This is a genomic window from Haemophilus sp. SZY H35 (genome assembly GCF_018829705.1).
Taxonomy (GTDB): domain Bacteria; phylum Pseudomonadota; class Gammaproteobacteria; order Enterobacterales; family Pasteurellaceae; genus Haemophilus; species Haemophilus haemolyticus_K.
In genome coordinates, this window is sequence record NZ_JAHKJZ010000001.1 from 355,641 (window position 1) to 369,941 (window position 14,301).

The window sequence follows — 14,301 nt, forward strand, 5'->3', positions numbered from 1 at the left end:
AACAGAAACCAAAATGACAAATATCAATTATGAAGGCATTGAGCAAATGCCTCTACGCACCTTCACAGAAAGAGCTTATCTCAACTATTCCATGTATGTCATCATGGATCGTGCGCTGCCTTTTATCGGTGACGGTTTAAAACCCGTTCAACGCCGCATTGTATATGCAATGTCTGAACTTGGCTTAAATGCTACGGCAAAATACAAAAAATCTGCCCGTACCGTCGGTGATGTACTCGGTAAATTCCATCCACATGGTGACAGCGCTTGTTATGAAGCGATGGTATTAATGGCACAACCCTTCTCTTATCGTTATCCGCTCGTAGATGGTCAAGGTAACTGGGGGGCGCCAGATGATCCAAAATCCTTCGCTGCCATGCGTTATACGGAATCACGCCTATCTAAAATCTCTGAAATCTTGCTGAGTGAACTCGGACAAGGAACGGTAGATTATCAACCAAACTTTGATGGAACCTTGGCTGAACCACAATATTTACCTGCTCGTTTACCTCATATTTTATTGAACGGCACAACAGGTATTGCAGTGGGTATGGCGACAGATATTCCACCACACAATATTAACGAAATTGCTGATGCGGCAGTAATGTTGCTAGATAATCCGAAAGCGGGATTAGATGATGTACTTAAAATTGTTCAAGGTCCAGATTTTCCAACAGAAGCGGAAATTATTTCGCCCAAATCAGAAATTCGTAAAATTTATGAGCAAGGTCGTGGCTCAATAAAAATGCGTGCAACTTGGAAAAAAGAAGACGGTGAAATTATTATCTCAGCACTTCCGCATCAATCTTCGCCATCCAAAATTATTGCCCAAATAGCCGAACAAATGACGGCAAAAAAACTGCCAATGCTAGAAGATATTCGTGATGAAGCGGATCACGAAAATCCAATTCGGATTGTGCTAGTTCCTCGCTCAAATCGCGTCGATACCGATGCATTAATGGCACACTTATTTGCGACTACAGATCTTGAAAAAAGCTACCGTGTAAATATGAATATGATCGGGCTTGATCATAAACCTGCGGTAAAAGGCTTATTAGAAATCTTAAATGAATGGCTTACTTTCCGCCGAATAACCGTGACTCGTCGTCTTCAATATCGTTTGGATAAAGTGCTCTCTCGCTTGCATATTTTAGAAGGTTTGATGATAGCCTTTTTAAATATTGATGAGGTTATCGAAATTATACGCCATGAAGATGATCCAAAAGCAGAGCTTATGGCACGCTTTAATTTAAGCGATGAACAAGCCGATGCAATTTTAAATTTACGCTTACGTCATTTAGCGAAATTAGAAGAAAACCAACTCAAAGCTGAACAAAATGAACTTGAAAAAGAGCGGTTAAATTTAGAAGCAATTTTAGGATCGGAACACCGTTTGAATACGCTTATCAAAAAAGAAATTCAAGAAGATGCGAAAAAATATGCCAGTCCACGAATGTCTCAACTGGTCGAACGAGAAGAAGCCAAAATGATCTCTGAAAGTGACATGACACCAGCAGAGCCTGTCACTGTCATCTTATCCGAAATGGGCTGGGTTCGTTGTGCTAAAGGACACGATATTGATCCTAAATCATTAAGCTACAAAGCTGGTGATAATTATCGAGCTCACGCTTGTGGCAAGAGTAATCAAGCTGTTGTATTCATTGATAGTACAGGGCGAAGTTATGCACTCGATCCGCTTTCATTACCTTCCGCGCGTTCGCAAGGTGAACCCCTCACAGGTAAACTAAATTTACCCGCTGGTGCGACCATTGAATATGTCGTAATGGCCAGCGAACAGCAAGAATTATTGATGGCTTCTGATGCGGGTTATGGTTTTATTTGTAAATTTGAAGATTTAATTGCACGCAATAAAGCAGGAAAAGCCTTGATTTCTTTACCGGAAAATGCCAAAGTGATGGAGCCTAAGACGCTGGCGAATGCCACCGCACTTGTTGTTGCTATGACATCCGCTGGCAGAATGTTGATTTTCCCGGCAAAAGATTTACCGGCATTATCAAAAGGCAAAGGCAATAAAATTGTTACAATTCCTGCCGAAAATGCAAAAGAGCGCGGTGAATTGTTAGTGAAATTATTGCTTATTTCAGATCAAGCAAGTCTTGAATTTCATTCCGGAAAACGAAAAATTGTATTAAAACCGGAAGATCTGCAGAAGTTCCGTGCTGAACGAGGCAGAAAAGGTTCGACATTACCACGTGGATTACATACCAATGTTGAAATAGTGGTAATCGAACCGCAACACAACGCATAACTTAAACACAACATAGGGAGATCCAATTTATGAGTCATACATTTAGCACGTATGAAACCCTTGCACTAGCAAGCTTAGTCTTGCTCTTGGGTTATTTTCTCGTTAAACGAATCAGCATCTTAAAAACATTCAACATTCCTGAGCCGGTTGTTGGTGGATTTATTGTTGCTATTGGTCTTTTAATTTGGAATAAAGTTGATGGAACATCCTTTAACTTCGATAAAAATTTGCAAACTACCATGATGTTAGTGTTCTTCACTTCCATTGGTTTAAGCGCAAACTTTTCCCGTTTAATTAAAGGCGGAAAACCACTTATCGTATTTTTGTTCGTCGCTGGTTTGCTAATTATTTGCCAAAATGTTATTGGTGTCGTAGGTTCATTAGCATTAGGTATCCACCCAGCATACGGTTTATTAGCGGGTTCTGTCACATTAACTGGCGGTCATGGTACTGGCGCAGCATGGGCTGATACCTTCGTTCATCAATTCAATTTACAAGGTGCTACTGAAATCGCAATGGCATGTGCAACCTTTGGTTTAGTCTTTGGTGGTATCATCGGTGGCCCTGTTGCACGTTTCTTATTAAATCGCCAAAAACAAGGTGAAAATCCTGAAAATGATGAAGTAGATGATATTCAAGAGGCTTTTGAACATCCAACTTACAAACGTAAAATTACTTCACGTTCATTAATTGAAACTATTGCAATGATGTCTATCTGTTTGCTTATCGGTCAATATTTAGATGCACAAACAAAAGGCACCGCATTCCAATTACCAACATTCGTATGGTGTTTATTTACCGGTGTAATTATCCGTAATATTTTAACCAATATCTTCCGTTTCCAAGTAGCGGATTCGGCTATTGATGTACTAGGTAGCGTGGGTTTATCTATCTTCTTAGCTATCGCCCTAATGTCATTAAAACTTTGGGAACTTGCAGGCTTAGCGGTAGATGTATTAATCATCCTTGCAGTACAAGTTGTCTTTATGGCGGTATTTGCAATCTATGTTACTTATCGCGCAATGGGTAAAGATTATGATGCGGTTGTATTAAGCTCTGGTCACTGTGGTTTCGGTTTAGGAGCAACCCCAACAGCCGTTGCAAATATGCAAGCCATTACCAGCCGTTTTGGGCCATCACACAAAGCATTTTTAATCGTTCCAATGGTCGGTGCATTCTTTATCGACTTAATCAACGCTGCGCTATTAAAAGTTTCATTTGCAGTTGTAAATATGCTCGTGTAAAGTGCGGTTGAAATTGACAATGTTTTAGAGAAATGCCTTTATCTTGAATTGATAAAGGCATTTGTTTTAAGGAAGAAAAACAAAAGGAAAAACTATGCACGAATTGTCTCTTTGTCAAAATATGCTGGAAATAGTAGAACAACAATGTAAAAGTCATGATATAAAAAAAGTTACGGATCTTTGGCTGGAAATTGGCGCGCTCTCTTGCGTAGAACCTGACGCATTAGAATTTTGTTTTGACATAACCTTTCAAGGTACCGCTGCTGAAGGATGTAAACTTCATCTAATTCCTATTGCTGCGCAAGCCTGGTGTTGGCAATGCCAAAAATTAGTTGAGATACAAGCTCATCATGATTCTTGTCCTAATTGTGGCAGCATACACTTGCAACGACAAAGCGGTGATGAGTTACGTATTAAAGAAATTGCCTTTGAATAAACCGCTCTTTTTAACATTTCCAATATTCTTACCCATATCATATTTCATTAATCATAAAAAAGGACAGGCATAAAGCCTGTCCTCATCATGATAAATATGATAATTAAGCCACAAGTGCGGTTTCTTTTAAACGAGATTTGAGCTTAGTATATTCAGTGACAACATAGTGCTCAGCCCAACGTTGATCTTCAATTTTTTCGATACGCACTGCGCTGTATTTATATTCCGGAGTACGAGATCCCGGATTTAAATGTTCAGCCGTGAGTTCATTACATTTTCCGATCCACCATTGGTAAGTCATATAACACGCACCTTTATTAGTACGAGAACTTACATCAGCACGAGATATCACTTTACCACGAGATGAAGAAATCCAAACAAGCTCATTATTCTTAATGCCTAAAGCTTTCGCATCTTGATCGTTCATTTGAACAAACCCTGGTTCATCAGCCAACGCAGCAAGTGCACGGCAGTTACCCGTCATTGAACGGCAAGAATAGTGACCAACTTCACGCACGGTAGAAAGGACTAATGGATATTCTTCAGAGACTTCTTCCATTGGTGGCTCCCAATCACAAGCAAAGAATTCAGCTTTACCATTTGGACGGTCGAAGATTTGACCTTCATATAAGTATGTAGTGCCTTGATCTTCAGGACCTTCATCTGTACATGGCCATTGAATATAACCCAAGCCTTCCATTTTCTCGTAAGTTGCACCTTTATAAATTGGGCAAAGCTCACGCAACTCATCCCAAATTTCTTTGGTGTTGTTGTAATGCATTGGATAACCCAAAGCTTGTGCCATAAGACTGATGATTTCCCAGTCGTCTTTCACATCACCCACAGGATCCACCGCTTTATAGAAACGTTGGAAACCACGGTCAGCTGCACTATAAACACCTTCGTGTTCTGCACAAGATGTTGCAGGTAAAATCACATCCGCTTCCGCGGCGGTTTGAGTCATAAAGATATCTTGAACAATAATAAACTCAAGATCTTTAAAGGTTTGTTTCATTGCATTCAAATCAGGTTCAGTTTGTAAAGTATCTTCCCCCATAATATAGAATGCTTTGAGTTTACCTTCTGCCACTGCATGTGGCACTTCACTCAATGGTACACCTGGTTTGGTTGGAATAGACGGTACGCCCCATGCTTTCGCAAATTTAGCGTTGATTTCTGGATCCGCATAACTTTGATAACCAGGTAAAGTATTATATAAAGCCCCCATGTCACATGCGCCTTGTACGTTGTTTTGACCACGCACAGGGTTTACACCAACATTTGGTTTACCTAAGTTACCAGTAAGCATTGCTAAACTTGCCAACGCACGTACAGTTTCCACACCTTGACGGAACTGACATACCCCCATACCCCAAAGAATTGTCGCAGTTTCAGCTTTCGCATAAGTGCGGGCAATTTCTCTCAACATTTCAGGCTCAACGCCAGTGATATGTTGAGTTGATTCAGGTGTATAAGCTTTTACAGTTTCATAGAACGCATCGAAATTTTCGGTATGTTCATCGATAAATTTTTGATCTTGTAATCCTTCTTCAAGAATCACGTTCATCATTGCATTCAAAAATGCGACGTTGCTACCATTAGCAAGAGGCGCATAAATGTCAGCAATACGAGCGGTTTCAATTTTACGAGGGTCACAAACAATAACTTTCGCCCCTTTTGCTTTTGCGTGGTTAATACGACGCGCCACAATAGGGTGAGATGTTGAGGCATTATAGCCAAAGATAAATACGCATTTAGTGTCTTCAATCTCAACGATTGAGTTGGACATCGCGCCATTACCCACTGATTTGAGCAGACCTGCTACAGATGGGCCATGTCAGACACGTGCACAACAGTCAATGTTGTTATTGCCTAATACCGCACGAGCAAATTTTTGCATAACGAAATTCACTTCGTTACCTGGTCCACGAGAAGAACCCGTTACCATAATTGACTCGTTGCCATATTTTTCTCTAATTTCTTGTAAACGTTTTGCAGAATAGGAAATAGCTTCTTCCCAGCTCACTGGCGTGAACGGCTCGCCACGTTTGTAGCGAATCATCGGTTGAGTTAGGCGAGGAGTGAGGATTTTTGTATCATGCACAAAATCCCAGCCATAATATCCTTTCAGGCAAAGCTCCCGTTCGTTTGTTTTACCGTTTGCACCTTCAGCACCCACAATTTTGTTGTTTTCAACCAATAGATTGATCTTACAACCTGAAGCGCAATACGGACAGACAGTAATCACTTTTTTAATTGCCATAATAATGTCCTTATTGTAGATAACCAGAATGAATTAATCATTCCGAGTAATATAATACGACTAAATAAGAAAAATAGTCTTATTAATTTTATGGTTTTCTTGATATAGAACAGGTTTTAAGCAATTTTTTAGAATATTTAAAACAAGTAAAAAAATAGCCGCACTTTATGCGGCTATTTTTATATAACATTGGAAATAAATATATTTATTTTCCCCAGACCTCTTCAGCGATGTCACGGATAAACTCTAATTTTTTCCATTGTTGTTCTTCAGTTAAAATATTGCCTTCTTCTGTAGAAGCAAAACCACATTGAGGGCTTAAACAAAGCTGATTAATATCGACATATTGTGTTGCTTCCTTAATGCGTGCAATAATTTCATCACGATTCTCTAAGTCACCTGATTTGGATGTCACTAATCCTAGAACAACTTGCTGATTTTTAATAAAACGTAACGGTTTAAAATCACCCGCACGATCACTATCATATTCTAAGAAGAAACCATCTACATTACAGTGGCCAAATAAGATTTCTGCTATAGGTTCATAACCACCAGCAGAGAACCAAGTAGAACGGAAATTACCTCGACAAATATGCATTGTAATAGCTAGATCAGCTGGTTTAGCCGCAACAATTTTATTAATCATATAGACATAATCTTTTGCGATTTGATCAAGATCTAAACCTCGCTCTGTATAGGCCTTGCGTTTATCTTCAGCACAAAACTCACCCCAACTTGTATCATCCAATTGCAAATTGCGACAGCCTGCAGCATAGAAAATATTCATTGCTTTAATATAAGCATCAGCAATATCATCAAGTAATAATTGATTATTATCTTGATAACGTGCAATAGGATGATAATCTGTTTCACGTACTGTACAAATTAAATGCAACATGGAAGGAGAAGGAATGGTTAATTTTACTTCTGTTTCACCTGAAATTTTTTGTAAAGCACGATAATGTGCTATGAATGGATGATTCTCAGAAAAATCAATTTTATCAACAATACGTAAAGTTTTTGGGCGGACACTATGATGCTTAAATTGTACCGAAAATTTTTCTACATCCACTTCTTTTACACCATCTAAAGCGGCTAAGAAGTCAAGATGCCAGAAAGTTCGACGAAACTCCCCATCTGTTACAGCAGATAATCCCACTGACTTTTGATGCTCAACTAATTTTGAAATTTCACTATCTTCTACTTGAGTTAAGTCGGCACAAGAAATGTCGCCACAGCTACATTGATGTCGTGCTTGTTTTAATGTTTCTGGACGTAAAAAGCTTCCGACAATATCAAAACGATAAGGGGCTTGAGTTCGAATTTTGGCATTTGGAAATAATTTGCTCATGATGCTTTCCTATAATTAAATTTTAAATGAAATGAGGTCGATTCTAACAAAGAATATCTAGCGATTGAAGTTTTGGCCATCTAGATGTATATGAATTTTCTTTATGGTTTTAAGAAATAAATTTCATATAAGTCATTGAAAGCAGATTCTTACAATATTAAAAATACCGCACGTTCATGCGGTATTCACAAAATTAATGGCTACTTAATACTTGGGCTGGTTGTAATTTAGCTGCTCGGCTTGCTGGATAAAGACTAGCAATTAAACTCAATGCAAGCGCTGCAACTAAAACCATCAAAACATCCAACCAATGTAACTCGCTTGGCAAAAAATCGACAAAATACACATCTCCCGATAACAATTTCTTACCGATAACCCACTCAATGCCTTGAATAAAAGTTGTCAGATTTAATGCAAGTATAATGCCTAACACAATACCAATTAAGCAACCTTTCATTCCGGCCTGTAAGCCATACCAAATAAAAATACGTTTAATGAACGCATTATTCGCCCCAAGCGTGCGCATAATGGCAATATCGCCTTGCTTATCTTTTACCGCCATAATCAGCGTAGAAACAATATTAAAACATGCCACCCCAATCACGAGCACCATAGCGATGTACATCACTGTTCGAATAAGTTGAATATCGCGATACATATAACCAAATTTACCAATCCAGTTTTGAATATAAAGCATCTGTGGATAGTCGTTAAGCATAGATAAATCCAGATTTTTTACAGAAAAAGGATCATCTAATTTCAATTCAACACCTGTTATTTGATCTGATTTATAAATCAAAAATTCTTGTGCTTGAGCAAGCGGTAATAAGGCATAACTATAATCAAGTTGTCCATCTAAACGTAAAATTGCAGTGACTTGCACGCGTTCACGAGTGGGTTGAGCAAGTTGTTCATCGCCGTTTTGCTGAGAAATAAGTAAAGTAACCCAATCACCCGCTTTTACATCAAGTTCTCTAGCAATCCCCGCTCCCAAGACTAATCCACCTTCTTTCCCAAATTTATCCCAGCCTTGCTCTTGTACGAAATTACCAAGAGAGCTCACACGATCTTCTGCTTGTTTTTCAATGCCCTTCACCTGAACCACTTTCAGTTTTGAACCATTTTCTACCAATGCAGTAAAACTAACAAAAGGGGAAATACCTTTAATTTGGGCATTTTGTTGTAAGCGTTTTTCCAAATTTTGCCAATGGTGAATGGTTGGATCCGTCGCATTGGACGCAGACAAAATCTCTGCATGAGGAACCACAGCAAGAATTCGTTGATTAAGCTCACGCTCAAAACCATTCATCGCACTTAATCCAACAATTAAAACGGCAACACCCAGCGCAATGCCAATTGCAGAAAATTTTGCAATTAACGCAACTAAAGGATTTTTCTGCTTACCACGTTGATAACGCCAGCTAATGAAAAAAGGCGTATTCATTATGCACCTTCCTTCAAAATACCATCTTGCATAACTAAACGGCGTGATAATTTTTCAGCAAGCCCCATATCGTGAGTGACTAATAAAAAAGCGATATTTTGCTCTTGATTAAGTTGTTGAATGAGTTCAAAAATGCTTTCTGTGGTCTTGTGATCGAGATTTCCTGTGGGCTCATCTGCTAAAACTAATGATGGATTATTCACTAAAGCCCGCGCAATCGCCACGCGCTGACGTTCCCCTCCAGAAAGCGCTGATGGACGATGCGTCATTCTATGACTTAATCCCACCGCACTTAGCATTTTTTCGGCACGATCTTTCGCTTCTGTTTTATTTTGATGGCCAATCAACATCGGCATCATCACATTTTCAAGTGCGGTAAAATCCGCCATTAAATGATGAAATTGATACACAAATCCTAAATAACGATTACGCAAAGCAGCTAATTCATTAGCCGATGCTTTTTGCAAGGATTGTCCATTAATAAACACTTCCCCACTACTTGGCTGATCAAGTCCCCCTAAAGTATGCAATAAAGTACTTTTCCCTGAACCTGAACTCCCCACGATCGCAACCAACTCTGCAGGTTCCATAGAAAAAGAAACGCCTTTTAATACTTGCGTTTGATTTTCACCTTCTTGATAAAATTTATTGATGTTTTCGCATTTTAATAAATAGTTATTCATTTTTTACTCGTTTTAACCGCACTTTAGCAGCAAATCATCTCATTAAAAACTTGCGCGAGTCTATCACACTTTTCCCTGAGCTTAAATTTCAATGCGCCCAAAGCATTCAAATCCCGTTTCAGGAAAATATCTTTTAAGATAACCTTTTAAATAGCCTTGTGTCTCTTCACTAATAATAGGATCGTATTCCGGATAACCGTTATACATTACGCTTAGCACTGACACTCCATGAGAACGACAAGCCTCTAAACTTAATAATGTATGGTTTATGCTACCTAATTTTCCCGATGTCACTAAAATCAAAGGGTAATTATTTGACTGGATATAATCTAACGTCGTCGCCTCTTCATAATAAGGCACCATTAACCCACCCGCCCCCTCCAGCAGCACATAATCATATTTCTCTGCCAAAAGTGCGGTAGATTTTTCAATCATTTTTTCATTAATTTCTCGCCCTTCGAGCTTTGCAGCTAAATGAGGAGAACAAGGATATTCAAAAAGATAAGGGCACGTGTCGCCTTGTAAGTCTTCTTCCGTCAAATCAATACCTTGAATCTTTCGATGTACAAGCAAATCATCAGCGATATTTTTACAGCCTGTTTGAATCATTTTTTGTGTAATAACGGAAAAGCCTTGTTCCATCAACTTTTTAGCATAAATGCCTGTTGCAACCGTTTTACCTACATCGGTATCAATGCCCGATACAAAAATAACCTTGCCCATAAATACGCCTTACTAATTTCCAGCACGAGAATAACGTGCGATGAAAAACAATGGATGATAAGTTAACCGCACTTTACCCGATGGCAATCTAAAAGCCTGTAAGTAATCATCAATAAATTTGTTGAGATTTTTTCTTGTCCAATTTTTCTGGTTAGTCGCTGTTACACCTGTATATTTCAGATGTTTGAGTACATCCAATGGCGTATCAAAGTCTAGTATTACATTAACATCGTCATGCCATAAAAGCTCAAAATCATTGGCTAACCAATTTTTCCATTGAGATAAATTCGGATAACTTAACCCCACATTCGTCATTTGGCGAATCTCTTTTAAATTATCTTCACCAAAAGTCGTCATCGCCAATAAACCATTAGGTTTCAATCCTGTTTTACAATGGGAAATAAAATTGTCAGGATGATGAAACCACTGTACAGCTGATGCACTTGCAATCAAATCAAATTGTTGTTGAAAAGGAAAGTTCTCTGCATCACCACAATAAAAATTAAAGGGTTGAATCAGCTTTTCAGCGAGTAGAGCGCGCACATCGCACAAATCATTAAATAACCAATAATTGGCTGAAATCTGTTTTTGCAACAACGTACTCAACATACCAGAACCGCAACCTAGCTCCAATACGCTATCTAATGATCCATTTGGTAAATAGTCTTGCAAATGAATCATTAACTTAATATTCATTTTTTGTTGAATTAACGCATGTTCATCATAGCTATTTAAGGCTTTTTGGAAGGCTTGTTGAATGCGCGATTTATCTACGGAAGTTAATGATTCCATAATGCCGACCAGTGGGTAAATCTTGAAAACACATAATGCTCACCTTCTATTTCCTGAACGGCACAACGCGAGGTCCAATATTGGTGCTGATTAGCTGGCATAAAAATTTTATCGCAAGAACTAATCCATGCATTTGTCCAGTGAATAAGATCTGTGCGTTTATCCTGCTGAATCATCGCAAAAAGTGCGGTGAGTTCTTGATGAATTTCGTTAAATGGTCGTGCAGAAAATTGTTGATAACGTTCAAAAGATACTTTGTCACCACAGATTCTACGTTCAAACTTTGAACGAGTATTTTCTGCGAGATTTTCTAATGTGCCTTTAAAAATGGCGTAGGGAATACCGAAGCCATCATCACAAGGTAAACCTGTGCCATTCACTGCTGTTGCTGATTGTAAGGTGATTCCTTGTAATACTCTCTCAGCCACCCAAACACCCATCGACCATGCCACTACACGAATTTGCTGATAGGCAGAAAAATCAAAATCTAACTTCAAATCTTGATAATCGTAGCAAATTAATAAATTGTGATTTGTTGGCAAAATCAAATGAGCTACAGCATCAAGAGGTGTCCCCCAACCAGCAAAATAAACTATTAAATGCTCACCTTGATGATCATAAAATTTCGTTTTCACATTATTTCCTTATAAGCATGCCACAAACTGTTTTACTTCATCCATTGTCATATCTGCCGTCAAAGATAATCGTATTCTGGATGTACCTTTTGGTACTGTCGGTGGTCTAATCGGCAAGCAATAATAACCTTGCTCTTGCAGAGCTTTCGCCTTAGCAAGGGTTGCTTCATTCTCGCCTAAAATATAAGGAACGATGCAAGTTTGGCTTGGCATTATTTGCGTTCTATGCTCCACTTCTTGGCGTAAAAATGCACTTAACTGCTCAAGACGCGTTCTTTCTTTTGAAAATTGTGGCAATCGTTCAAAAATAAAATGAGTCCAAGCCACATTAAACGGCGGAAGTGCGGTTGAAAAAATTAATGGGCGCATTTGATTAATCAAACACGCTTTTAATATTTGATCACAGACGACATAAGCCCCCATTGAAGCTAAGGCTTTGCCAAAAGTGCCAACCAATAAATCTATATCAGATATCACATTAGCTCGCTCAGCAATACCTAATCCGTTTTTACCGTAAACGCCTATTGCATGGGCTTCATCCACATAAAGATAAGTATTGGGAAACTGTTTTTTCAGTTGCACAAGATGTTTTAAATCAGCTACATCGCCATCCATACTAAAAACCGATTCCGTCACAATAAAAGTGCGGTCAAATTTTCCAGCATTTTTTTCGAGCAGATTCTTTAGATGTTCATAATCATTATGACGATAACGAAAGAACTCACATTGGCTTAAACGAATGCCATCAATCATACTGGCATGCACTAATTTATCTGCCAAAATTAAACTTTTTGTTGTCGTCAACGCCGGTAAAATACCAAGATTGGCGTGATAGCCACTGTTAAATAATAAAGCGCCTTCTCGTTGGAAACGTTGAGCAATGAGCTGTTCAAGATCGGTATAAATAGGGAAATTTCCCGTTAATAAACGAGACGAAGAACTGGTAAAAGAAGGAAAATTATCGCCATATTGCTGTAAAAAAGACTGGCGCAAATTTTCATTTGATGCCAAACCTAAATAATCATTAGATGACATATTCAACATTTTGCGATTTTCTCGCGTAATATATCGTCCTTGATGAACTAAGTCTGGAATTGAACGATATTGATTTTGTGCCCTAAGCTGTTCCAGTTGCTGTTTAAAAGCATCCATTTTTTATCCTAATGTTCATATTCCTGCGTTAAAGCCAGAATCATGCCTTCTATTAATTTCTGAAGTTCATCATCTTTAATCACAAATGGTGGCATTACATAAACCAATTTTCCAAAAGGTCGAATCCAAACACCTTGTTCCACAAAACGTAGGACTAAAGTTTTCATATTTACCGCACTTTTCATTTCAACCACCCCAATCGCCCCTAATACACGAACTTCTTTGACATAATCTTTTTCAGTTAAAGGCGAAAGCTGTTGTTTTAAGGAAGACTCAATTCGCTGAATATTTTGCTGCCAAGGGCTTTCCAACAATAAACGGATAGATTCTACCGCAATTGCACAGGCCAACGGATTTGCCATAAAAGTGGGTCCGTGCATAAAGCATTTAGCCTCACCGCGACAAATAGTTTGCGCAATTTCAGTGGTCGTAATGGTTGCTGATGAAGTTAAATAACCACCCGTTAAGGCTTTACCGATACACATAATATCTGGCGAGATCCCAGCATGCTCGGCTGCAAATAATTTCCCTGTACGGCCAAAACCCGTGGCAATTTCATCAAAAATTAGCAATACACCATATTGTTTACAAAGCGCTTGCGCTTTCACTAAATAAGTTGGCGAATAAAAATACATACCGCCCGCACCTTGCACGACAGGCTCTAAAATAAGTGCGGCGATTTCGCTACCTTTTTTCTTAAGTAAATCAGCTAAAGGTTCAATCGCTCCATCATTCCAAGACTCATTAAATGGAATATTGGGTTGAGGAAGAAAATATTGTACGGGCAGGCTATGATGAAATAAATGATGCATCCCAGTGGTTGGATCACACACCGACATCGCATTCCAAGTATCGCCATGATAACCCGAACAGATGGTGGCAAATTTTTGTCGTTGTACTTCCCCTTTAGCGTGCTGATATTGAATAGCCATTTTCATCGCCACTTCCACAGCAACAGAACCACTATCAGCAAAAAAGATCTTATCTAAGCTATTTGGCAAAATTTTTACCAATAATTGAGCTAATTCCACCGCGGGCTCATGAGTAAAACCGCCAAACATAATATGGCTCATTTTTGCCAACTGATTCTGTGCCGCTGCATTTAAACGAGGGTGATTATAACCATGCAGTGCCGCCCACCAAGAAGACATGCCATCAATCAAACGACGACCATCTTTTAAGGTTATTATCACGCCATCTGCACGTTCTACCGCATAAAGCGGCATATCAGAAGAAACTGAAGAATAAGGATGCCAAATATGTTGTGTATCAAAAGCTAAAATTGATTGTTCATCCATCATTCATTTAC

Annotated in this window: 12 protein-coding genes; 3 read left to right on the forward strand and 9 right to left on the reverse strand. The window is 38.8% G+C overall.

The features are described from left to right. Positions 1-13 precede the first annotated feature (13 nt). From parC to hypA, 3 genes are all read left to right on the forward strand, one after another. Positions 14-2,269 carry a DNA topoisomerase IV subunit A gene (gene parC, locus KP710_RS01635; protein ID WP_111407318.1) on the forward strand — a complete coding sequence of 752 codons (2,256 nt, stop codon included), beginning with the start codon at positions 14-16 and terminating at the stop codon, positions 2,267-2,269. A gap of 29 nt (positions 2,270-2,298) precedes the next feature. Then, positions 2,299-3,513, forward strand: a complete 1,215-nt coding sequence (gene gltS / locus KP710_RS01640; RefSeq protein ID WP_048952622.1) for a sodium/glutamate symporter — start codon at positions 2,299-2,301, stop codon at positions 3,511-3,513. Positions 3,514-3,607: 94 nt separating this feature from the next. Then, a complete protein-coding gene (hypA, locus tag KP710_RS01645; protein ID WP_005633520.1) occupies positions 3,608-3,949 on the forward strand; it encodes a hydrogenase maturation nickel metallochaperone HypA in 342 nt (113 codons plus the stop codon). A 103-nt stretch (positions 3,950-4,052) separates the two neighbouring features. Here the strand turns inward: hypA and fdhF are convergent, their stop codons facing one another. The 9 genes from fdhF to bioA form a co-directional block, all read right to left on the reverse strand. After that, on the reverse strand, positions 4,053-6,212 hold the full coding sequence (gene fdhF, locus KP710_RS01650) for a formate dehydrogenase subunit alpha (RefSeq protein ID WP_223894328.1): 2,160 nt from the start codon (positions 6,210-6,212) through the stop codon (positions 4,053-4,055). A gap of 205 nt (positions 6,213-6,417) precedes the next feature. Further along, positions 6,418-7,563 (reverse strand): 5-methyltetrahydropteroyltriglutamate--homocysteine S-methyltransferase, encoded by a 1,146-nt coding sequence (locus tag KP710_RS01660; protein ID WP_111407317.1) that lies wholly within the window; start codon positions 7,561-7,563, stop codon positions 6,418-6,420. A gap of 193 nt (positions 7,564-7,756) precedes the next feature. Beyond that, positions 7,757-9,007, reverse strand: coding sequence for a lipoprotein-releasing ABC transporter permease subunit LolE (lolE, locus tag KP710_RS01665; protein WP_111407316.1), 1,251 nt, complete (start codon positions 9,005-9,007; stop codon positions 7,757-7,759). Then, on the reverse strand, positions 9,007-9,690 hold the full coding sequence (gene lolD / locus KP710_RS01670; protein WP_046950107.1) for a lipoprotein-releasing ABC transporter ATP-binding protein LolD: 684 nt from the start codon (positions 9,688-9,690) through the stop codon (positions 9,007-9,009). Before lolD ends, lolE begins: the two co-directional genes overlap by 1 nt. An 81-nt stretch (positions 9,691-9,771) precedes the next feature. After that, positions 9,772-10,413 (reverse strand): dethiobiotin synthase, encoded by a 642-nt coding sequence (gene bioD, locus KP710_RS01675; RefSeq protein ID WP_111407315.1) that lies wholly within the window; start codon positions 10,411-10,413, stop codon positions 9,772-9,774. Positions 10,414-10,425: 12 nt separating this feature from the next. Then, complete coding sequence (gene bioC / locus KP710_RS01680; RefSeq protein WP_111407314.1) at positions 10,426-11,205, reverse strand: malonyl-ACP O-methyltransferase BioC; 780 nt, start codon at positions 11,203-11,205, stop codon at positions 10,426-10,428. Further along, on the reverse strand, positions 11,193-11,840 hold the full coding sequence (locus KP710_RS01685) for a DUF452 family protein (RefSeq protein WP_111407313.1): 648 nt from the start codon (positions 11,838-11,840) through the stop codon (positions 11,193-11,195). The genes bioC and KP710_RS01685 overlap by 13 nt, the downstream gene beginning before the upstream one ends. Positions 11,841-11,849: 9 nt before the next feature. Continuing rightward, positions 11,850-12,992 (reverse strand): 8-amino-7-oxononanoate synthase, encoded by a 1,143-nt coding sequence (bioF, locus tag KP710_RS01690; RefSeq protein WP_111407312.1) that lies wholly within the window; start codon positions 12,990-12,992, stop codon positions 11,850-11,852. An 8-nt stretch (positions 12,993-13,000) separates the two neighbouring features. Continuing rightward, positions 13,001-14,290 carry an adenosylmethionine--8-amino-7-oxononanoate transaminase gene (bioA, locus tag KP710_RS01695; protein WP_165818729.1) on the reverse strand — a complete coding sequence of 430 codons (1,290 nt, stop codon included), beginning with the start codon at positions 14,288-14,290 and terminating at the stop codon, positions 13,001-13,003. Positions 14,291-14,301 lie beyond the last annotated feature (11 nt).